General features: G+C 70.8%; 20 protein-coding genes. 6 read left to right on the top strand and 14 right to left on the bottom strand.

Annotated elements, in window-relative coordinates; genetic code table 11:
• Positions 1 to 141: 141 nt before the first annotated feature.
• Positions 142 to 741: an XRE family transcriptional regulator gene (locus AB0L00_RS02800; RefSeq protein WP_364397708.1), complete on the bottom strand. Its 600-nt coding sequence runs from the start codon at positions 739 to 741 to the stop codon at positions 142 to 144.
• A 93-nt stretch (positions 742 to 834) separates the two neighbouring features.
• On the opposite strand from AB0L00_RS02800, the gene AB0L00_RS02795 reads away from it, so the two are divergent.
• Both AB0L00_RS02795 and AB0L00_RS02790 read left to right on the top strand, forming a co-directional pair.
• A complete protein-coding gene (locus AB0L00_RS02795) occupies positions 835 to 1,818 on the top strand; it encodes an NAD(P)/FAD-dependent oxidoreductase (protein WP_364427404.1) in 984 nt (327 codons plus the stop codon).
• A complete protein-coding gene (locus AB0L00_RS02790; RefSeq protein ID WP_364427401.1) occupies positions 1,815 to 3,023 on the top strand; it encodes a Cmx/CmrA family chloramphenicol efflux MFS transporter in 1,209 nt (402 codons plus the stop codon). The genes AB0L00_RS02795 and AB0L00_RS02790 overlap by 4 nt, the downstream gene beginning before the upstream one ends.
• On the opposite strand, the gene AB0L00_RS02785 is transcribed toward AB0L00_RS02790, so the two are convergent.
• On the bottom strand, positions 2,971 to 3,657 hold the full coding sequence (locus tag AB0L00_RS02785; protein WP_364427398.1) for a PadR family transcriptional regulator: 687 nt from the start codon (positions 3,655 to 3,657) through the stop codon (positions 2,971 to 2,973). The genes AB0L00_RS02790 and AB0L00_RS02785 overlap by 53 nt on opposite strands.
• 61 nt (positions 3,658 to 3,718) lie before the next feature.
• Between AB0L00_RS02785 and AB0L00_RS02780 the strand changes: the two genes are divergently transcribed.
• The 3 genes from AB0L00_RS02780 (at position 3,719) to AB0L00_RS02770 (ending at position 6,657) form a co-directional block, all read left to right on the top strand.
• Positions 3,719 to 4,390, top strand: coding sequence for an alpha/beta hydrolase (locus tag AB0L00_RS02780; RefSeq protein ID WP_364427395.1), 672 nt, complete (start codon positions 3,719 to 3,721; stop codon positions 4,388 to 4,390).
• A gap of 120 nt (positions 4,391 to 4,510) precedes the next feature.
• Positions 4,511 to 5,296, top strand: a complete 786-nt coding sequence (locus AB0L00_RS02775; RefSeq protein WP_364427393.1) for an ABC transporter ATP-binding protein — start codon at positions 4,511 to 4,513, stop codon at positions 5,294 to 5,296.
• Positions 5,297 to 5,298: 2 nt separating this feature from the next.
• Positions 5,299 to 6,657 (top strand): FtsX-like permease family protein, encoded by a 1,359-nt coding sequence (locus tag AB0L00_RS02770; RefSeq protein ID WP_364427391.1) that lies wholly within the window; start codon positions 5,299 to 5,301, stop codon positions 6,655 to 6,657.
• Between the two features lie 21 nt (positions 6,658 to 6,678).
• On the opposite strand, the gene AB0L00_RS02765 is transcribed toward AB0L00_RS02770, so the two are convergent.
• Together AB0L00_RS02765 and AB0L00_RS02760 are read right to left on the bottom strand one after the other, a co-directional pair.
• A complete protein-coding gene (locus tag AB0L00_RS02765; protein WP_364427389.1) occupies positions 6,679 to 7,311 on the bottom strand; it encodes a PH domain-containing protein in 633 nt (210 codons plus the stop codon).
• Positions 7,293 to 8,378 (bottom strand): adenosine deaminase, encoded by a 1,086-nt coding sequence (locus AB0L00_RS02760; RefSeq protein ID WP_345353156.1) that lies wholly within the window; start codon positions 8,376 to 8,378, stop codon positions 7,293 to 7,295. Before AB0L00_RS02760 ends, AB0L00_RS02765 begins: the two co-directional genes overlap by 19 nt.
• Positions 8,379 to 8,542: 164 nt before the next feature.
• Between AB0L00_RS02760 and AB0L00_RS02755 the strand changes: the two genes are divergently transcribed.
• On the top strand, positions 8,543 to 8,827 hold the full coding sequence (locus tag AB0L00_RS02755) for a DUF4190 domain-containing protein (RefSeq protein ID WP_364427387.1): 285 nt from the start codon (positions 8,543 to 8,545) through the stop codon (positions 8,825 to 8,827).
• On the opposite strand, the gene AB0L00_RS02750 is transcribed toward AB0L00_RS02755, so the two are convergent.
• The 10 genes from AB0L00_RS02750 to AB0L00_RS02705 form a co-directional block, all read right to left on the bottom strand.
• On the bottom strand, positions 8,828 to 10,108 hold the full coding sequence (locus AB0L00_RS02750) for a thymidine phosphorylase (protein WP_364427385.1): 1,281 nt from the start codon (positions 10,106 to 10,108) through the stop codon (positions 8,828 to 8,830). It abuts the gene before it with no gap.
• Positions 10,105 to 10,506: a cytidine deaminase gene (locus AB0L00_RS02745; RefSeq protein ID WP_364427383.1), complete on the bottom strand. Its 402-nt coding sequence runs from the start codon at positions 10,504 to 10,506 to the stop codon at positions 10,105 to 10,107. The genes AB0L00_RS02750 and AB0L00_RS02745 overlap by 4 nt, the downstream gene beginning before the upstream one ends.
• The gene (locus AB0L00_RS02740) at positions 10,506 to 11,765 is read right to left on the bottom strand and encodes an ABC transporter permease (RefSeq protein WP_364427381.1); all 1,260 of its coding nucleotides are present in this window, start codon (positions 11,763 to 11,765) and stop codon (positions 10,506 to 10,508) included. Before AB0L00_RS02740 ends, AB0L00_RS02745 begins: the two co-directional genes overlap by 1 nt.
• A gap of 40 nt (positions 11,766 to 11,805) precedes the next feature.
• Positions 11,806 to 12,900: an ABC transporter permease gene (locus AB0L00_RS02735; protein WP_364427379.1), complete on the bottom strand. Its 1,095-nt coding sequence runs from the start codon at positions 12,898 to 12,900 to the stop codon at positions 11,806 to 11,808.
• A complete protein-coding gene (locus AB0L00_RS02730; RefSeq protein WP_364427377.1) occupies positions 12,897 to 14,417 on the bottom strand; it encodes an ABC transporter ATP-binding protein in 1,521 nt (506 codons plus the stop codon). The genes AB0L00_RS02735 and AB0L00_RS02730 overlap by 4 nt, the downstream gene beginning before the upstream one ends.
• Positions 14,418 to 14,490: 73 nt before the next feature.
• Positions 14,491 to 15,537: a BMP family ABC transporter substrate-binding protein gene (locus tag AB0L00_RS02725; RefSeq protein WP_364427375.1), complete on the bottom strand. Its 1,047-nt coding sequence runs from the start codon at positions 15,535 to 15,537 to the stop codon at positions 14,491 to 14,493.
• 225 nt (positions 15,538 to 15,762) lie between these two features.
• Positions 15,763 to 16,995 (bottom strand): amidohydrolase, encoded by a 1,233-nt coding sequence (locus AB0L00_RS02720; protein WP_364427372.1) that lies wholly within the window; start codon positions 16,993 to 16,995, stop codon positions 15,763 to 15,765.
• A 19-nt stretch (positions 16,996 to 17,014) separates the two neighbouring features.
• Positions 17,015 to 18,181 carry a glutamate--cysteine ligase gene (locus AB0L00_RS02715; RefSeq protein ID WP_364427370.1) on the bottom strand — a complete coding sequence of 389 codons (1,167 nt, stop codon included), beginning with the start codon at positions 18,179 to 18,181 and terminating at the stop codon, positions 17,015 to 17,017.
• Positions 18,182 to 18,452: 271 nt separating this feature from the next.
• Positions 18,453 to 19,223: a maleylpyruvate isomerase family mycothiol-dependent enzyme gene (locus AB0L00_RS02710; RefSeq protein ID WP_364427368.1), complete on the bottom strand. Its 771-nt coding sequence runs from the start codon at positions 19,221 to 19,223 to the stop codon at positions 18,453 to 18,455.
• A gap of 84 nt (positions 19,224 to 19,307) precedes the next feature.
• Positions 19,308 to 20,921: a methylmalonyl-CoA mutase family protein gene (locus AB0L00_RS02705; RefSeq protein WP_364427365.1), complete on the bottom strand. Its 1,614-nt coding sequence runs from the start codon at positions 20,919 to 20,921 to the stop codon at positions 19,308 to 19,310.
• Positions 20,922 to 21,131 lie beyond the last annotated feature (210 nt).

The raw sequence follows: 21,131 nt of genomic DNA, 5'->3' as shown, positions 1-21,131 counted from the left end.
GGCCCAGCGTTACTCGCCGCCCTCCGGGGCGGCTTCGCTGTTTCCGGGCGTCCACCCGGGGGGACGACCCCCCGAACCCCCCGATGCCAGGCTCCGCCCGGCCCAGCGTTACTCGCCGCCCTCCCGGAAGGTGTCCTCCGCTCAGGACGCCGGTTCCTGTCGGGGGCGTGGTCTGGCGCGAATGTGCATGCGTTCTCCTTGGCGGCCGAACAGGTTGAGGACCTCGACGGGAGAGTCGCCGGTGGGGCCGAACCAGTGGGGCAGGCGGGTGTCGAACTCGGCGGCCTCCCCTGGCCCCAGGATCAGGTCGTGATCGGCCACGATCAGCCGCAGGCGCCCGGACAGCACGTAGAGCCACTCATAGCCCTCGTGTGTGCACAACTCGGGCCGGTTCTGTTCGGCCGGAATGATCGACTTCCAGGCTTGCAGGGGGCCCGGGTGCGGGGTCAACGGGATCACCGTGCGGCCGTTGCGGATGCGAGGCTTCGAGCGGATCCGGGGATCGCCGACCTCGGGCGCCCCGACCAGTTCGTCCAGCGGCACCTGATGCGCCTGCGCGATGGGCAGCAGGAGTTCCAGGCCGGGGCGGCGCTGGCCGGTTTCCAGCCGGGAAAGCGTGCTCTTGGATATGCCGGTCGCCTCGGCCAGCGCGGACAGGCTCACGCCGCGTTCGGTGCGGATGCGTTTGAGGCGGGAGCCGACCTGGGCCAGCGTGGCGGCGATCGGAGATTGCTCGTCCATGCCGCTCATTTCACCTCCTGCGTCCCAGAACCAGCAACGGAAGTTGTCGGTTCACCATCAGGGCGCACACCATCGGGCGCGGAGGTGATCGCCATGATCAAGGCGACGAACGACCCGGACGGCAGCGCACCGCGTACCGCCGACGACGGGATTTTCGACGTGGTGGTGGTCGGCGCCGGAGCGGCCGGGCTGAACGCCGCCCTGCTCCTTGGACGGGCCCGCCGCAAGGTGGTGGTGATAGACGCCGGCGAGCCGCGCAACGCACCCGCCGCACACATGCACGGCTTCTTGTCCCGCGACGGGTTGGCCCCCGCGACGCTGCTCGAACTCGGCCGTGCCGAGATCTCCCGGTACGGCGTGCGACTCATCCAAGGACGGGTGGACCAGATCGACCACGGCTACGACGTCCGCATGGTCGGCGGGCCCGTGCTCAAGGCCCGCCGCGTCCTGGTCGCGACCGGGCTGCGCGACGAGCTGCCCGACATCCCCGGCGTGCGTGAACGGTGGGGCAAGGACCTGCTGCACTGCCCCTACTGCCACGCCTACGAAGTCCGTGACCGGCCGCTCGCCGTCCTCGGTATCCATCCGGGCGCCGTACACCAGGCCCTGCTCCTGCGTACGTGGAGCGACGACGTCGTCTTCTTCGCGCACACGCTGGAGTTGACGGCGCAGGACAGGGAGCGACTGGAGGCGCGCGGCCTGCGCATCGTCGAGGGCGAGGTCAAGCGTCTGGTGGTCGACGACGACCGGCTGCGCGGCATCGAACTCACCGACGGCCGCGCCGTCCCCCGCGCCGCGGCCTTTCTCTTCCCTCGCATGGTTCCGCGTGATGAGCTGCTGACCCACCTGGGCTGTGCCAAGGACGACAGCGGCTGGGTCGCGACCGACCGCACCGGCCGTACGAGCGTCGCCGGCGTCTGGGCCGCCGGTAACGTCATCGATCCGCGCGCCCAGGTCATCACCGCCGCCGGCATGGGGTCCGCCGCCGCCTTCGCCATCAACACCGACCTCCTCGACGAAGACGTCGACCACGCCGTCGAACAGCGCCGCGCCACGGTGGCGGGTGATGGCCGGTGAGCGTCGACACCGCACAGCGACAGGTGCCGGTCTCTCGCGGGAGGCTGCCGCTCGGCGTCTACCTGCTCGCGTTCAGCCTGTTCGCGATGGGCAGCGCGGAGTTCCTGCTGGCCGGGGTCCTGCCGGAGATCGCCGACGACCTGAAGATCAGCTTGTCCTCCGCCGGCGCGCTGATCTCGACATTCGCCATCGGCGTGGTGATCGGCGGGCCTCCCTTCGCCATCATGACGCTGCGCTGGCCGCGACGTACCACGCTGGTGACGACTCAGGCCGTCTTCGCCGCCGCGGTGACGATCGGCCTTCTGACCGACGGTTACGCGGTGCTTCTGGCGACCCGCTTCGTCTGCGGCCTGGCCTACGCGGGGTACTGGGCGGTCGCGGCGGTCACCGCGATCGGCCTCGTCACCCCCGACCGCACCGCACGCGCCTCCGGCGTCGTCGTCAGCGGCCTCAGCCTGGCGATGATCGCCGGCGGCCCGGCAGGCGCATTGCTCAGTCACTTCACCGGATGGCGAGGCGGCTTCTGGGGCGTGGTCGCCCTGACCGCCGCCGGTGCGATCTCGAGCCTGCTCGCGATGCCGGCGACGGGCACGAGCCAGGAGCCGAGCGTACGGCGTGAGCTTCGGACCATGAGGCGACCACAACTGTGGGTGGTCTACGCCGTCACCGTCCTGAGCACCGCCGCCTACATGATCTCGTTCAACTACCTGGCGGCGTTCCTGACCGACGTCACCGGTGTCCCCGGCGTCTGGGTCCCCGCCGTCCTCGCGCTGTTCGGCGTCGGCGCCTTCGTTGGGCTGTCCATCGGAGGCAGGATCGCCGACAGGCGACCCTCTCAGGCGCTCCTGGCAGGAGCGCTCGGGATATTGATCAGTTCCGTCCTGCTCGCGGTCCTGGCCCGGCATGCGCCGGCCGTCGTCCCCCTCGTTCTCCTCCTCGGGATCGCCGGCTTCGTACTGAACCCGGCCATCTACGGGCGGGTGTTCGCCATCGCATCAACGGCGCCGACACTCGCCGGTGCCACCACCGTCTCGGCGTTCCAACTCGGCATCAGCCTCGTTCCGGCACTCGCCGGGGTCGCCCTGAACGCCGGCGCGGGCATCACGTCCGTCACCTGGATCGGCGCCGGCCTGGCGGCGGGCATCGTGTCGATCATCCTTCTCGACCGGGCGTTCTCTCGTCGCCGGTCGCGGATGACGGTGTAGGCGCCGAGTCGGCCGGGCCCAGCCGGGCGTCTCCGCCGGCGTGCGCCGTTCCGCCATGGGCATCCGTCCGGGGCTGGTCGCCTTTCCCGCCGGCCTCCTGTTCGAGTTCGGTGATGATCTGGCGGAGCCAGCGCATGTCGGCTCGCTTGGTCTCGGCTGCGATGCTGAGCATTCCCCGGCGGAACCGGTCGGTCATCTCTACGGCGCGCAGGGGGCGGCCGGCGGCGTAGAAGTAGCTGGCGGGCTGGTCGTAGAAGGCCAGGCGGCGGCGCAGCACGCGGAGCTGGTCGGCGGGGTCGGGCAGTCGCCCGAGGAACGCCAGCAGGATCATGAACGAGTTCCGATCGGTGATCTCCAGCTCGGCCGGGTCGGCGAGCCTGCGGAGCAGTTCCGTGTGTCCGGCGTCGGTGAGCGTCAGCACCTGACGCGGGGTGCCGCCCCGGCCCGGCTCCTCGTGCCGTTCCAGGAACCCGGCGGCGCGCAGGCGGTTGAGCGCCGGGTACAGCGCGCCGTCGCTCACCGGCCGGATGTGCCCGGACAGCCCGGAGATGCGCGCCCGCAGCTCGTAGGCGTGCAGCGGCTCCTCCGCCAGGAATCCGAGGATGCACAGCGTCAGCACGCTCAGCCCTCCCATTTGCCTCGATTAGAGACACTCTATTAGAGTCATCCACCTTGATCGACAGAGAGGGGCGGACATGGCGACCTTCGTTCTCGTTCCGGGTGGTTGGCACGGCGGCTGGCAGTACTCCGCTCTGGCCGACCGGCTCCGCGCCGTCGGGCACCGGGCGTTGCCCGTGACCCTGACGGGGCTCGGCGACCGCGCCCACCTGGCCTCGCCCGCCGTGAACCTCGACACCCACGTCGACGACGTGCTCGCCGTCCTCGCGGCCGAGAAGGTCACCGACGCCGTGCTCGTCGGGCACAGCTACGGCGGCATGGTCATCACCGGAGTCGCCGACCGCGTCGAGCCCGGCTCGGTGCGCCGCCTGGTGTACAGCGACGCCTACGTGCCCGAGGACGGGCAGTCCTGCTGGGAGCTGACGAGCGAGGCCTTCCGCCGGCTGTTCCTCGACGGAGCGGCCGCGGACGGCTTCTCGGTCCAGCCGCCGCCCGGCGTCGACCCCCGCGCGACCGCGCACCCCCTGGCGTCCTTCCTCCAGCGGCTCCGGCTGCGTGGGAACGGCCTCGGCGAGATCAAGGCACGGGACTACGTGTACCTGAACGGCTGGGACGGCTCACCGTTCACCGAGGTCCACGCGCGACTGGCCGAGGATCCCGCCTGGCGTGTCCACACCCTGCCCAGCAGCCACAATGTGCTCCGCGACGCGCCGGACGCGTTCCTGGAGATCCTGCTGCTCGGCGAGTGAAGGCCCGTTGGTGTCGCCAGGTACACCCCTGTCGGCCTGTTAGGCCCATCGAGATGTCCTCCGGTCATCCCTAGTTTCGTCCTCATACGGCGCGCAACGGCGCCTTGAGAGGCGAGGGTCATGAACGGACAGGTCACGCTCCCCACGAGCGATTCCGAGGCGCTGCGGGTCGTCTCGGTGCGGAAGGTGTACGGCGCGGAGGGCACTCAGGTCACCGCGCTGGACGGGGTCTCACTGAGTCTGCGGAAGGGGACGTTCACGGCCGTCATGGGGCCGTCCGGTTCCGGCAAGAGCACCCTGCTGCAGTGCGCGGCGGGGCTGGACCGGCCGACCGGTGGGAAGGTGTTCGTCGACGGCGCCGAGATGAGCGGGGGCTCCGAGACCGAGTTGACGAAGTTCCGCAGGCAGCGGATCGGCTTCATCTTCCAGCAGTTCAACCTGCTCCCCACCCTGGACGTACTGCAGAACACGACGCTCCCGCTGCGGCTGGCCGGCCGGAAGGTGGACGGCCGGTACGCCCGCGAGATCCTGACAAAGGTGGGTCTCGGCGACCGGCTGCGGCACCTGCCGGCGGAGTTGTCCGGCGGTCAGCAGCAGCGGGTCGCCATCGCGCGGGCCCTGGTGACGAACCCGTCGGTGATCTTCGCCGACGAGCCGACCGGCGCGCTCGATACGCGCAGTGCGCGCGAGGTGCTGAGCCTTCTGATGCGGGCGGTGCACGAGCAGGGCCAGACCGTCGTGATGGTGACCCACGACCCGGTCGCCGCCTCGTACGCGGACTCGGTCCTGTTCCTGGCCGACGGTCGCCTCGCCGGAGAGCTCGCCCGGCCGACGGCCGAGGCCGTGGCGGAGCGGATGACGCACCTGGGCGACCGGACCGCGCGGCGCGACCGGACGGAGGTCTGACCATGTTCGGGTTGGCTCTTCGCTCGTTGCGGCATCGCGCCGGCGGGTTCCTGGCGACGTTCGTCTCGATGGTGTTCGGGGCGGCGGTGGTGATGGCCTTCGCCTCGCTGCTGGACACCGCCATGAGTGATGGAGTGCCCTCCGCCAGCAGGAACTCGCTCATCACCATGGCCTCGGTCGTCGGCGGCTGGGGGCTCATCATGGTGATCTTCTCGGCCACGTCCACGCTGACCCTGGTCGTGCGGCAGCGGGACGCCGAGATGGCGCTGCTGAAGCAGGTGGGCGCCACGCCGATGCAGATCGGCCGGATGATCGTCAGTGAGACCGCCGTCGTCGCCCTGGTCGCCGGACTGGTGGCGATCGCGCCGGCGGCCCTGGCCGGCCGGGCTCTGCTGTCGCTGCTGATCTCCAGCAAGCGCGTCGCCGGCGGCATCGACTACGCCTTCGGGTCGTACGCGCTGGGCATCGGGCTGGGCGTGACGCTGACCGCCGCGACCACCGCGGCGGTCATCACGGTACGGGGCGTCGTGCGGACGCGTGCGGCCGAGTCAGCGCGGAACGCCGCAGCGGGTGACGCCCGGATGAGCCGCAAGCGGAAGGCCGCCGCGGTGGTCTTCCTCGTCCTGGGCGCGAGCCTGGCCGTGACCACCGCGACCGCGATGCGCGGCAAGGGCATCGACGCGATGCAGACGGCCGGGCAGACCTCCATCTGGGTCTCCATCGGCCTGGCGCTGGCGGGGCCGGTCCTGATCGGCCGGGTGACGGCCGTGCTCGCCCGCCCGCTCGAGCGGGTGGCCGGGGTCCCCGCCTACCTGACGGTCCAGTACGTGCGGCGGCGGGCCGGTCGGCTCGCGGCGACGCTGATGCCGATCATCCTGTTCACCGGGATCTCCACCGGCACGCTCTACATGCAGTGGATCGAGAACGCGGCCACCGCCGCGTCCGGCACGGTGGCGACGGCCGATCAGAAGACCACCGAGACGCTGAACTTCACGGTCATCGGGATGCTGGTGGTGTTCTCGGCGATCATGCTGATCAACACGCTGATCGCGGCGATGACGTACCGGCGCGGCGAGTTCGCGCGGCAGCGGCTCGTCGGGATCACGCCGGGGCAGGTCCTGTGGACGGTGGCGGTGGAGGGCGTCATCCTGACGGTGCTCGGCATCGTCTCCGGGGCGGTCGCCGGACTGTTCACGATCGTGCCCTACAGCATCGCCCGGACGGGGCACGCGCTGCCGGACGCGGGCGCCGGCACCTACCTGGCGGTCGTCGCCGTCGCGGCGGTCCTCACCCTGGGGACGGGTCTCGGCGCCGCCCGGCGCGCGATCCGGATCCCGGCGGTGGAGGCGGTGACCCGCTGAGCCGCCGTACGCGGGGGCGGGTCAGAGCAGGGCGATGACGAGGGCGACGAGGAAGGCGACCGCCGGGACGGCGACCGCGATGACGGCCGGCCAGGCCCACGTGACCGTCGGCTCGGCCGCACCGTCCTCGCCGCGCCGGGAGCGCTCCCCGGCCAGCTCACGGAGCTGTTCGACCGCGAAGTCGGTCTGGGTGCGTCCCTGGACGTAGTCGGCGACGTGGTCGGGCAGCTTCCGCTCCTGACGGCGGGCCTTCGCCTCGAACCGCGCGCGGTTGCGCGGGGAGATCTGCAGCACGAAGGCGCGGAACCGGCGGCCGCCCCCGTGCACGTAGACGGCGTCGCCGCCCTCGACCCGCTCGACCCCGCGCCAGGGCACCTCGACGTCGCGGAGCAGGTTGTGCAGGCGGACGCCCTCCTCGTCGGCGACGATCCGGGGCCGCAGCGCGCCGACGTACGCGACGCCGCAGCCGAGCAGCATGACCATCGCGGCGACCAGCGAGGCGGCGTCGCGGCCGCGCCACAGGATGTCGACGAGGTTGATGGCGGCGAAGACCATCCAGGCCCAGCCGAAGAAACGGGCGGCCGTCGACCGGAACACCTTCGCGCCGGGCGGAGTCTTGGGGAACACGGCGGCGGTCACGAGTGCGATCGCCACTTCAGCTGCGCGAACCCCGGCTTGATGACACCGTTGATCAGCTCGAGGCGCTCGTCGAAGCCGAGGAAGGCGGACTTCATGGCGTTGACCGTGAACCACTGCAGGTCGTCCCAGCCGTAGTCGAACGCCTCGACGAGCTTGGCGAACTCCTCCGACAGGGTCGTGCCGCTCATCAGCCGGTTGTCGGTGTTGACGGTGACCCGGAAGTAGAGGCGGCGGAGCAGCCCGATCGGGTGCTCGGCGATGGACTTGGCGGCGCCGGTCTGGACGTTGGAGCTGGGGCACATCTCCAGCGGGATGCGCTTGTCCCGGACGTACGCGGCGAGGCGCCCGAGCCGGGGACTCTCGCCCTCACGCTCGCCGATGTCGTCGATGATGCGCACGCCGTGCCCGAGCCGGTCGGCGCCGCACCACTGGATGGCCTGCCAGATCGACGGCAGGCCGAACGCCTCGCCCGCGTGGATGGTGAAGTGGGCGTTCTCCCGCTGGAGGTACTCGAAGGCGTCGAGGTGCCGGGTGGGCGGGTAGCCCGCCTCGGCCCCGGCGATGTCGAAGCCGACGACGCCCTCGTCGCGGTACCGGACGGCCAGCTCGGCGATCTCCATGCTGCGGGCCTGGTGACGCATGGCGGTGAGCAGCGTGCCGACGCGGATGCCGTGGTCGCGGCCGCCCTCCGCGAATCCGCGCAGCACCGCCTCGACGACCTGGTTCAGCGTCAGTCCGTTGCGGGTGTGCTGCTCCGGCGCGTACCGCACCTCCGCGTACACGACGCCGTCCTTGGCCAGGTCCTCGGCGCACTCGTACGCGACGCGGGTCAGCGCCTCGGCGGTCTGCATCACGCCGACCGTATGGTCGAACGTCTCCAGGTAGCGCTCCAGCGACCCGGAGTCGGACGCCTCGGCGAACCAGGTGCGCAGCTCCGCCGGGTCGGTGGCGGGCAGCGCGTCGTAGCCGGTCTCACGGGCGAGGTCGACGATGGTCTCCGGCCGCAGCCCACCGTCGAGGTGATCGTGGAGGAGCACCTTGGGGGCCCGCCGGATGTCGTCGAGCACAGGACGGTTCGTCACGCCACGCACATTACCGGCCGTCCGCGCCTCTCAGGTCCGCGCCGGGCCGCTCCCGCACGCCGTGCCGCCTCCCGCCCCGGCCGTCGTATACCCCTCGGCGCGGGTCCCGAGGGTCTGGCCGCTCAGTCGTATCGAGATCGGCCGGGTTCCTCTATGGTTCCGCTATGTACCAGTACCCGGCCCCGCCGCCCGCACAGGACGACAGTGGAGCGACGGCCTCGATGGTCCTCGGCATCCTCGGGCTCGTGGTGTGCGGCCTGCTGGCGCCGATCGCCCTGTTCATGGGGCTGTCGGCCAAGCGGCGGATCCGCGAGAGCGGCGGGTACCTCGGCGGCGACGGTCAGGCGACGGCGGGCGTGGTGCTGGGCGCGATCGGCAGCGCCTTCATCGTCCTCGGACTGCTGATCCTCGTCCTCTTCTTCCTCGCCGCCGCCTCCTCCGGCGCCTGATCAGGCGATCCGCTCCAGGATGAGCGGCCGCCGGGCGTCCTCCATCTCGCCGATCTCCACGGTGCCGTCCAGGGCGGCCAGCGCGCGCTCGAAGCGCGCCGGGTCGTCGGCGTGCAGCGTCATCAGCGGCTGGCCCGCGCGGACGATGTCGCCCGGCTTGGCGTGCAGGACGATGCCCGCGGCGTGCGCCACCGGGTCCTCCTTGCGCGCCCGGCCGGCGCCGAGACGCCACGCCGCGACGCCGACGCCGTAGGCGTCGAGCCGGGACAGCACGCCGGACTCCTTCGCCACGACCTCGTGGGTCTCCTTCGCGACCGGAAGCGGGGCGTCCGGGTCGCCGCCCTGCGCGGAGATCATGGTGCGCCAGACGTCCATCGCGGAGCCGTCCCGCAGCGCGTCGGCCGGGTCCTTGGTGCCCGCGACCCCCGCGGCGGCCAGCATCTCCCGGGCCAGGGAGACGGTCAGCTCGACGATGTCCTCCGGGCCGCCGCCGGCCAGGACCTCGACGGACTCGTCGACCTCCAGCGCGTTGCCGACCGTACGGCCGAGAGGGGTGTCCATGGCGGTCAGCAGCGCGACGGTCTTCACCCCGTGGTCGGTGCCGATGTCGACCATCGTGCGGGCCAGTTCGCGGGCGTGCACCACGCTCTTCATGAAGGCGCCGGAGCCGGCCTTGACGTCCAGCACCAGCGCGCCGGTGCCCTCCGCGATCTTCTTCGACATGATCGAGCTGGCGATCAGTGGGATCGACTCGACCGTGCCGGTGACGTCCCGCAGGGCGTACAGCTTGCGGTCGGCGGGTGCGAGGCCGGTGCCGGCCGCGCACACCACCGCGCCCGCCCGGTCGAGGACGGCCAGCATCTCCTCGTTGGACAGCGACGCCCGCCAGCCCGGGATCGACTCGAGCTTGTCGAGCGTGCCGCCGGTGTGGCCGAGGCCGCGGCCGGAGAGCTGCGGTACGGCGGCGCCGCAGGCGGCCACGGTCGGCGCCAGCGGCAGGGTGATCTTGTCGCCGACCCCGCCGGTGGAGTGCTTGTCCGCCGTGGGGCGGCTCAGCCCGGACCAGTCCATCCGCTCGCCGGAGCGCAGCATCGCGTCGGTCCACCGGGCGACCTCGCGCCGGCTCATGCCGTTCAGCAGGATCGCCATCGCGAGGGCGGACATCTGCTCCTCGGCGATGACGCCCTCGGTGTACGCGCTGATCGTCCAGTCGATCTGCTCGTCGGACAGCTCTCCGCGGTCCCGCTTCGTACGGATGACGTCGACGGCGTCGAAGGTCACGCTCGGTTCTCCAGGTCGTCGGGGCCGAAGGCGTCGGGCAGAACCTCGCTCATCGGCCGGATGCCGCTGACGGTCTCCAGCAGCATGTCGGGGCCGCCATGTTCCCACAGCAGCTGACGGCAGCGTCCGCAGGGCATCAGCGGGGCGCCGTGGCGGTCCACGACGGAGACGGCGACCAGCCGGCCGCCGCCGCCCGTGCCGTGCAGCGCCGAGACCAGCCCGCACTCGGCGCACAGGCCGACGCCGTACGAGGCGTTCTCCACGTTGCAGCCGGCGATGATCCGCCCGTCGTCGGTCAGCCCGGCGGCGCCCACCGGGAAGTGGGAGTACGGGACGTACGCCTTCTCCATCACCGCACGGGCGGCCGCCCGGAGGGCGTCCCAGTCGATGTCGGCCATCAGTGTCCTCCGCCGCGTCGGTAGGTGAGCCCGTCGGCGGCCGGCATGCGCAGTCGCTGCGCCGCGAACGCCAGCACGAGCAGCGTCGTGATGTGGGGGCTGTAGGTGACGATCTCCTTGGGCAGCTCGTCGGTCAGGAAGAACCAGGCGAGGAGCCCGACGGCCACGACCGCCGAGACCGCCGCCGTGACCATCCGGCGCCGGTACGCGTGCCAGACCGCGAGGGCGAGCAGGCCGACGCCGAGCAGGAGCAGCATGGCGTGCACCGCGCCGGCGCCGCCGCGCAGTTGCAGCGCGTCGGTGTACCCGAACAGGCCGGCGCCCGCCGCGACGCCGCCCGGCCGCCAGTTGCCGAAGATCATGGCGGCGAGGCCGATGAAGCCACGGCCGTTGACCTGGCCCTCCTGGTAGTTGGAGGACGCCACCATGGCCAGGAACGTACCCCCGACGCCGGCGAACGCCCCGGAGATCACCACCGCGGCGTACTTCATCGTGTAGACCTTCACGCCCAGCGACTCGGCGGCGAGGGGGTTCTCCCCGCACGACCGCAGCCGCAGGCCGAACGGCGTACGCCACAGCAGGAAGAACGAGATCGGAATGAGGGCGGCCGCGACCAGGGTGACCGGCGACAGGTTCGTCAGCAGCCCGCGGACCAGCCCGGCGAGGTCGGAGATCAGGATCCAGTGGTGCTTCTCGAGGTCGCCGAGCGGGCCGCCGACGCCGGGCACGCTCCACGTCGGGAAGTTGGGCAGCTGCGGCGACTGGGTGGCGCCGCCACCGGGCTCCCCGTTGAACAGCAGGTCCGACAGGTAGCGCGCGACGCCCGGCGCCAGGATGTTGATCGCGACGCCCGAGACGATGTGGTCCACGCCGAACGTCACGGTGGCGACGGCGTGCAGCAGGCCGCCCAGCGCTCCGGCCGCGATCCCGCAGAGGAGCCCCAGCCAGGGGCTGCCGCTGAAGTAGGCGCCGAAGGCCGCACCCCAGGTGCCGAACACCATCATGCCCTCGAGGCCGATGTTGACCACGCCGGAGCGTTCGGACCACAGGCCGCCCATCGCGGCCATCCCGATCGGCACGGCGAGCCCGAGCGTCGCGCTCATCGTCCCGCTGGAGGTGATGTCGCTCTCGCCGGTGATGAGCCGCAGCAGGATCAGGGCGACGAAGGCGCCCAGTCCGGCGGTCAGCGCCCGCCGGCCGCGGAACCCGCGCACTCCGCCGGTCCGCGGCGCGGGCGTCCGGACCTCCTGGTCGATCATGCTGACACCTCGCCTGCCTGCTTCGAACCGTACGCCTCGCTCACGCCGCCACCTCTCCGAGCTCAGCGGCGACGCGCCGCTGGTCCATGCGCCGGCCCACCCGGTTGACGATCTCGTACACCACGACCACCGACAGCAGCACGGCCGCCTGGGTGATGGCGACGATCTCCTTGGGGATGTCGTTGAACTCGAGGATCTGCGACGACTGGTCCAGGAACGCCCACAGCAGCGACGCGAAGGCGATGCCGACCGGGTTGTTCCGGCCGAGCAGCGCGATGCCGATGCCGGTGAAGCCGATCCCGGTCGGGAAGTCCAGCGAGTAGGAGTAGGACCCGCCGAGCAGCTGCGGCATGCCGACGAGGCCGGCGACCGCACCGGACAGGACCATCGCGATGACGACCATGCGCTTGGCGTCCACGCCGCTCGCGACGGCGGCGCTCTCGGACAGGCCCGTGGCCCGCAGGTCGAAGCCGAACCGCGTGCGGTTGATCACGAACCAGAACCCGAGGCCGGCCAGCACCGCGAGCAGGACGAGGCCGTAGATCTTCAGGTCGCTGCCCGGGTAGGAGATCCCCGGCACCCGGCCCGACGAGCCGATGGGCTTGGTGCCGACGTTGTTGCTGCCCGCGACCTTCGCCGCGAGCCGGTCCGGGCTGAGCAGGAACGCGATCACGCCGGTGCCGATGAAGTTCAGCATGATGGTCGAGATGACCTCGCTGACGCCCCGCGTCACCTTGAGGATCGCCGCGATGCCCGCCCACGCGCCGCCGACGACGGCCGCGACGACGATGATCACGAGCTGGTGCAGTCCCGCCGGCAGCGCCCACGCCCCGCCCGCCGCGGCGGCGAGCATGGCCGCGAGGCGATACTGCCCGTCGACACCGATGTTGAACAGGTTCATCCGGAACCCGATCGCGACCGCGAGCGCCGACAGATAGTACGCAGACGCTCGGTTCACGGTGTTGACGACGCTGTCGGGCTCCTTGCCGAAGTCGAACATCGCCTGGAACGTGGACGGCGGGTTGAACCCGCTGATCGACAGCACGATCGAGGTCACGACGACCGCGAAGACGAGCGCGACGAGCGCCGCGATCACGGTCCGCGCGTAGGACTTCGCGAGCAGGTTGGAGATCATGCCACGCTCCCCTCTGCGGCGCCGGTCATCAGGGAGCCGAGTTCGTCCGGAGTGATGGTCGCGGGGTCGGCCTCCCCGACCAGCCGGCCGCGCAGGATCACCCGCAGGGTGTCCGACATGCCGATCAGCTCGTCGAGGTCGGCGGAGATGAGCAGCACCGCCAGGCCCTCGGCCCGCGCCCGTCGCAGATGGTCCCAGATCGCCGACTGGGCGCCGACGTCGACCCCACGGGTCGGGTGCGCGGCGATCAGCAGCTTCGGGTTCCCGGACATCTCCCGGCCGATGATCAGTTTCTGCTGGTTGCCGCCGGACAGCGAGGCCGCGCTGACGTCGATGCCGGGAGTCCGCACGTCGTACTCCTCGACGATCCGCTCCGTGTCGCGGCGCGCGCCGGCGCGGTCGATGAGGATGCCCTTGACGTTCGGGGACCGGGTCTGGTGGCCGAGGACGCGGTTCTCCCACAGCGGGGACTCCAGCAGCAGGGCGTGCCGGTGCCGGTCCTCGGGGATGAACCCGATGCCCATCTCCCGGCGGTGCCGGGTCGACCGGCCGACCAGGTCCTCCTCGCCGAGCCGGACGGCGCCGGACTCGACCGGCAGCATGCCCATGATCGCTTCGACGAGCTCGGCCTGGCCGTTGCCCTCCACCCCGGCGATCCCGAGGATCTCGCCCTCGTGGATGGTCAGGGACACCCCGTCCACGACGGCGCGGCCCGTGGCGTCGCGGACGGTCACGCCCTCGACGGTCAGCACCGGGACGTCGGTCGCCGTCGACTCGCGCAGCTCCGGGACCGGCAGTTCGCTGCCGACCATCAGCTCGGCGAGCTGCCGGGCGGAGACCTCCTTGGGATCGGCGGAGGCCACGGTCGTGCCCCGGCGGATCACGGTGATCGCGTCGGCGACCTTCAGGACCTCGTCGAGCTTGTGCGAGATGAAGATGACGGTGAGGCCCTCGCGCTTGAGCTCCTCGAGGTTGGCGAAGAGCTCGTCCACCTCCTGCGGCACGAGCACCGCGGTGGGCTCGTCGAGGATGAGGATCCGCGCTCCGCGGTAGAGGACCTTGAGGATCTCGACGCGCTGGCGGGCGCCGACGCCGAGCTCCTCGACCAGCCGGTCCGGTTCGACGCCCAGCCCGTACTGGTCGGAGATCTCCCGGATCCGGCGCCGCGCCCCGCCGCCGATGCCGTGCAGCTTCTCGGCGCCGAGGACGACGTTCTCCAGGACGGTGAGATTGTCGGCCAGCATGAAGTGCTGATGCACCATGCCGATGCCGCGCCCGATCGCGTCGGACGGCGAATGGAGGTCGGCGACCTCTCCGTTGACCTTGATCGTTCCCTCGTCCGGCCGCTGCATGCCGTAGAGGATCTTCATCAGGGTCGACTTGCCTGCGCCGTTCTCCCCGACGATCGCGTGCACCGTGCCCGCCGCGACCGCGATGTCGATGTCGTGGTTGGCCACGACGCCGGGGAAGCGCTTGGTGATGCCGTGCAGCTCGACCGCCGGCTCAGTCGTGGACATGACCTGCTCCCGCACCAGTGGGGCCCGGGAGGGAGGCCGAAGCCGTCCACCCGGGCCCGAGCCCTTACCGCCGTCACTTCTCGGGCGGCGTGATCTTTCCGGAGACGATCTGCTGCTTCAGGTCGTCGAGGGTCGCCGGCAGGTCGCCCAGCGCCGTCGGGTTCGACTTGGAGTAGTCGACACCGTCGTTCTGGAGGGTGAACCGCTGGTCGCCCTTCTGGAACTGGCCCTCACCGACACCCTTGACGAAGTTGAACACCGCGGTGTCCACGCGCTTGAGCATCGAGGTCAGCACGTACGGCTTCTCGTCGGCGGTCGCCGTCAGGTACTGGTCGGAGTCGACGCCGATGAACCACTTCTTGGCCGCGGCGGCCGCCTGCAGCGAGCCGGTGCCGGACAGGCCCGCCGCCGTGTAGACGACGTCGGCGCCCTGGTCGTACATGCCCTGGGCGATCGTCTTGCCCTTGGCCGGGTCCTTGAAGCCGCCGAAGTCCGGCGGCTGGGAGATGTACTTGGAGTCGACCTTGATGTTCGGGTTGACCTTCTTGGCGCCCGCGATGTACCCGACCTCGAACTTCTTGATCAGCGGGGTCGCCACGCCGCCGATGAAGCCGATGTGGCCGGTCTTGGACTTCTTGGCCGCCGCCGCGCCGACGAGGTAGGAGCCCTGGTTCTCGGCGAAGAGCAGGTCCGCGACGTTCGGCTGCTGGATCGTGTTGTCGTCGATGATCGCGAACTTGACGTTCGGGAACTTCGGCGCGACCTTGCCCAGCGCGCCCGCGTACGCGAAGCCGACGGCGATCACCGGGTTGTAGCCCGACTGGGCCAGCAGCTGCAGCCGCTGGATCTTGTCGTTGTCGCTCTCGCCTTCCTTGGCCTCGATGTCCTTGACGTCGAGCTTCAGCTCGCTCTGGACCTTCTGCAGGCCGGCGTACGCGGCGTCGTTGAACGACTTGTCGCCACGGCCGCCCACGTCGTACGCGAGGCCGACCTTGACGGTCTTCTTGCCCTCGCCGCCACCACCGCCGCCGGTGTTGGCCTTCTTGCCGCCACAGCCGGCGGCGCTGAGTGCAAGCACCGCGCTCGCCGCGACGGCGGTCATCTTCACTGCACGGCGCAAGGTAGCTCCTCCAATTAGACCCAGCCCGAAATGTGCGTCATGGCACGAATCTCTCGGACCATAGTCGCAGCCAGGGGAGGAACGAGCCAAAGCGACCGTGTCGCAACGCGTCCGTTATCAAGGCGAAAGCGCATCGTCACTGGTCAGACCGCCGTGCGACCTACCAGGGCAAGGAGGACCGCCCGGGTGGCGACCGAAAACCGTCTAGCGACCCGGGCGTGCGCGTCAGGCCGCGGGCTCCCCGATGGGCTCGGCGGCGCTCGCGCGCCGGCTCTCCCACAGTGCTGTCAGGGCGGTGGCGACCATGATCCGGACACCGACGCCGATGCTCCGCTCGTCCACGTCGAAGGTGCCCCGATGCAGGTCGTACGCGCCGGCCATGCCGGGGGTCGCGACGCCGAGCCTGGCCAGCGCCCCGGGGATCGACTCGAGGTACCAGCCGAAGTCCTCGCCGCCGAGACTCTGGGGTGTGCCCGCCGCGCCGTCCTCACCGATGACCGCTTCGACGGCGGTGCGGAACATCTCGACGCTCGTCCGCTCGTTCACGGTCGGCGGCACGCCGCGGACATAGTCGAGTTCGGCCTTCACGTCGTACGCGCTGGCCACCGAGTCGAGCAGGGTCTTCATGAGCTCGGGCGCGGAGTGCCACGCCTCGTCGTCGAGGCAGCGCACGGTGCCCTGGGCGATGCCGTCGTCGGGGATGGCGTTGGCCACCGACCCGGCCGACACCCGGCCCCACACGAGGCTCAGGCTGGAGCGCGGGTCCACCCGCCGCGACAGCGCGGCCGGCAGCTCCGTGACGATCTTGGCCAGGGCGTACACCAGGTCGGCGGTCAGGTGCGGGCGCGCGGTGTGCCCGCCCGGACCGGCGACCCGGACGTTCACCTTGTCGCAGGCCGCGGTGATCGGGCCGACGCGCAGGCCGAGCCGCCCGACCTCCAGGCGAGGGTCGCAGTGCAGGGCGAAGACGCGGTCGACCCCGGCGATGCCGCCGGCGGCCAGGACGTCCAGTGCGCCGCCCGGCGTCTCCTCGGCCGGCTGGAAGATCAGCCGCACCTTGCCGGGCACCAGACCGGCGGCGGCCTGCCGCGCGAAGAACCGGCCGACCCCCAGCAGGATGGTCGTGTGCACGTCGTGGCCGCAGGCGTGGCAGACGCCCGGCACCGTGGAGCGGTAGGCGACGTCCTTCTCGTCGGTCAGCGGAAGGGCGTCGATGTCGGCGCGCAGGCCGACCACCGGGCCGTCGCCGTTGCCGACCTCGCAGATCAGGCCGGTGCCCTTGGGCAGTCGCTGCGGTCGCAGCCCCGCCGCGGTCAGCGCCTCGATCAGGCGAGCCGTCGTGCGGTGTTCGGCGAAGCCGAGTTCCGGGTGCATGTGCAGATCCCGGCGGAAGGCGATGAGATCGGTCTCGTTCTCGGCCAGAAACGAGTCGAGTAGCGGTCTCAGCCCTCCTCCCACTGGCTCATTACCGGGGAGTTCAGGCCCCCGCATGTGTCACCTCCCGTGGATTGACGAACCGGTCCTCCCGGCATTCCGTGAGAGCCGCGGTAACGACGTCCTCAAGGCTGCCGCCATCGTTGATGATGGCGCGCTGCCGCTCGTACGAAGCGCCCTGGTCGAGGACGTCGGAGAGCACCTTCAGATCTTCGGCGCAGCCGAGCCGGTCCGCTATCGGCTCCAACTCCCGGACCAGTTCGTAGAGCTCGTCGCGGAGCGGAGCGGTGGCTCCCTGATCGTCGGTGATCACGATGGCGTCGAGGCCGTACCGAGTCGCGCGCCATTTGTTGTCGCGCACGACCCACGTGGCCGGGCTGGGCAAAGTGTAACCACGATCCAGCTGATGATCGAAGAGTTCGACGAGGGATTGACAGAGTGCCGCGGCCATTCCTACCTCACGAAGGGTAGGAATGCCGTCGAACATCCGAATTTCGATGGTTCCGAAATCGGGGTGCGGCCGGATGTCCCACCAGACCTCTTTGATGCTCCTGATCGCCTGGGCGCGCAGCAGCGTGTCCATGTAGGCCTCGAACTCCGCCCAGTCCGCCAGCAGGTGCGGCGGCCCCGCGGTGGGCAGCGACCCGAAGACGATCGCCCGGCTGGAGGCCAGCCCCGTGTCCTGGCCGCACCAGAACGGACTCGACGCGGTGAGCGCGAGGAAGTGCGGCAGGTAGGCGGACAGGGCGTTGACGATCGGGATGGCCTTGTCGACGGAGCGGATGCCGACGTGGACGTGCACGCCGAACGTCTGGATGCGCCGGGCGAGCCACTGGTACTGCTCGACGAGCTCGGCGTAGCGCTGGATCGGCGCCATCTCCGCGTCGCGCCAGTCGCTGATCGGGTGGGTGCCGGTGCAGGCGAGCCCGATGCCCCGGGGCTCGGCGGCGGAGCGGAGCTCGGCCATGGTGGCGGCCAGGTCGGCGCGCGCTTCGGAGACCGTGTGGCACACGTCTGTGACGATCTCCACGGTCGACTCCATGAGCTCGTGGCGAATCTTGGGGTTGCGCTCGGCCTCACTGAGCCCGGGCAGCGCCCCCAGCACCTGTCCGGCGTCCTGGCGGAGGCGCCGCGTCTGGTCGTCGACGAGTTGGAGCTCCCACTCGATGCCGAGCGTGGCACCCCGTGAAGCGTTGAACTCGATGGCCACGGCCAACCTCCGTCCCTCAATCCTTGCAGGTTAATCGCGTCCGCGTGGCGTAATTCGGCCAGCACGTCGGGTGCCGAGGGTGAGCACCGAAACCGCCCCGATCGGTGACCATCATGCCGCCGACCACGCGCCGTCTCGGGAGGTCTTTGCCCCGCGATGCGCGGTTGACTCTTCTGGAGCACCCATCGGGCGACCGGCGCCATCCGATCCGGCTACGAGCAATCCTCACTAATGACCAGGTTGATCATGAGCCACTGGTCCGGACATCCACTCAGGGCGTTATGGCCATGCCCGCGAGAACCCGGCCGGCCAGGTCACCGTCTCCGCTGACCTGCACCTCCGCCTCGGACGGCGCCACGCGGCCGCCGCCGAGCCGGAGGAACGTCTCCCAGTCCATGCGGAGCCGTACGGTCGGTCCCGACGGCTCCTCCGCGAAACGGGCCCGGCGGTCGGCGCCCATCGCGACGCACCAGCGACGCTCCGGCGTCTCGACCACGACCGTCTGACCCGGCTCGGGCCGCCCTCGCTTGCCGACGACGAAGGGCAGGGAGTCGCCGAGGATCCTCGCGCTGACCTCGGCGGCGCGACCGTCGAGGTTGCCCGGACGCCCGGTCGCGCGGCGTACGTCCTGTTCGTGCATCCACACGTCGAACGCCCGGTGTCCCATGAAAGCGCCGTACGGCATGTCCCGGCCGAAGGGCGTGGGGACGACCTGGGCCAGGTCGACGGCGTCGGATCGCAGCGACGCGACACGCCGCTCGATCACCCCGCGCAGCTCGCCGAGGGCCTTCTCCGGGGGCCAGGAGCGGAACGCCTCGACGTCGAGAGCGGTATTGGCCACCGTCCGCGGCTCGTCGTCCGCGGCCTCGCCGAGCAGCCAGCGCTCGATCCCCAGGATATGCGCGTACTGGTCCTGGACCGACCAGCCGGGACACTCGGTCGGCCGGGTCCAGTCCGCCGCGTCCAGCTCCTCGCCCAGCGCGATCATCGACCGGGCCGTCTGTTCTAGGGCGTCGATGTTCGCCCGCCACTCGTCGCTCATCCGTGACTCCTCGCTGCCGGGGGATGGGGGTGCGGCGCCGGTGGCGGCGCTTCGCCTGGTCAGTGCCTTCTGGTCGCCTCCGGCTCAGTAGGCGTCGGCGGGGACGTACACGCCCCAGACGTCGCGCAGCGCGTCACAGACCTCGCCGACCGTGGCGCGGGCCCGCAGTGCCTCCTTGAGCGGGTACAGCAGGTTGCCGTCGCCCGCGGAGACGTCGCCGGCGTCCGCCTGCGCGCCCTCCTTCTCCGCGAGGTGGCGCAGGTCGTCGAGGCGCCGGCGGACCTCGTCGTTGTCGCGCTCGGCCCGCAGCCGCGCGAGCCGCTCGGCCTGGGCCTCCCCGATGGCCGGGTCGACGCGCAGCGGTTCGTACGGCTCATCGTCCTCGGTACGGAACCGGTTGACGCCGACCACGACCCGGTCACCGCCGTCGATCTCCAGCGCCGTGCGGTACGCCGACCGCTCGATCTCGGCCTTCTGGAAACCCTTCTCGATGGCGCTCACCGCGCCGCCCATCTCCTCGACCTGGTCGATGAGGGCGCGGGCGGCCTCCTCGATCTCGTCGGTCATCGACTCGACGGCGTACGACCCGGCGAACGGGTCGACCGTGCGCGTCAGGTCGGACTCGTGCGCGATCACCTGCTGGGTGCGCAGCGCGAGGCGCGCGGCCTTCTCGGTGGGCAGCGCGATCGCCTCGTCGTAGGAGTTGGTGTGCAGCGACTGCGTGCCGCCCAGGACCGCGCCGAGCGCCTGGATCGCGACGCGGACGAGGTTGACCTCGGGCTGCTGCGCGGTGAGCTGGACGCCCGCGGTCTGGGTGTGGAACCGCAGCATCTGGGACTTGGGGTTCTTCGCGCCGAACTCCTCGCGCATGAGGTGCGCCCAGATCCGGCGGGCCGCGCGGAACTTCGCGACCTCCTCCAGCAGGGTGGTCCGGGCGACGAAGAAGAACGACAGGCGCGGTGCGAACGCGTCGACGTCCAGCCCCGACTCGACGGCCGCCCGGACGTACTCCTTGGCGTTGGCGAGGGTGAACGCGATCTCCTGTACGGGCGTCGCCCCGGCCTCGGCCATGTGGTAGCCGGAGATCGAGATCGTGTTCCACTTGGGGATCTCGTTCTTGCAGTACCGGAACGTGTCGGCGACGAGCCGCAGGCTGGGCTTCGGCGGGAAGATGTAGGTGCCCCGCGCGATGTACTCCTTGAGGATGTCGTTCTGGATCGTCCCGGTCAGGCGGTCGGCTGGGACGCCCTGCTCCTCGGCGACGAGCTGGTAGAGCAGCAGGAGCACGGCCGCGGGCGCGTTGATCGTCATCGACGTCGACACCTCGCCCAGCGGGATGCCGTCGAACAGCACGCGCATGTCCTCGATCGAGTCGATCGCGACGCCGACCTTGCCGACCTCGCCGCGGGCGAGGTCGGCGTCCGAGTCGTACCCCATCTGGGTGGGCAGGTCGAACGCCACCGACAGGCCCGCGGTGCCGGCCTCGATGAGCTGGTGGTAGCGCCGGTTGGACTCGGCCGCGGTGCCGAACCCGGCGTACTGCCGCATCGTCCAGGGCCGTTGGGTGTACATGGTCGGGTAGACGCCGCGCGTGAACGGGAACGCGCCCGGCTCCCCCAGCCGCTCGGCGGCGTCGAATCCCTCCAGCGCCGCGGGCCCGTAGACGGGTTCGATCGGCAGCCCCGACTCCGAACGCATACCGACCATCACCTTCCCAATCCAGCCGATGACCTGCGGAAACACTCTCAGCCGCACATGCCGCGCGACTCATCCGCACCCTTGTGCGATCGTACGACCGATCGTCTCCGCGATACACGGCGGCCACAAGGTGGCCTACTTCACACCGCGGCCGACCCGCCGGGAGTGGTGTGGAAGGCGGTAGATCGGGGGGGATCGCCGCCCAAATTG

This window comes from Actinoallomurus sp. NPDC052308 (genome assembly GCF_040679195.1).
GTDB lineage: Bacteria > Actinomycetota > Actinomycetes > Streptosporangiales > Streptosporangiaceae > Actinoallomurus > Actinoallomurus liliacearum.
This window is presented reverse-complemented; position numbering and strand designations above follow the sequence as displayed.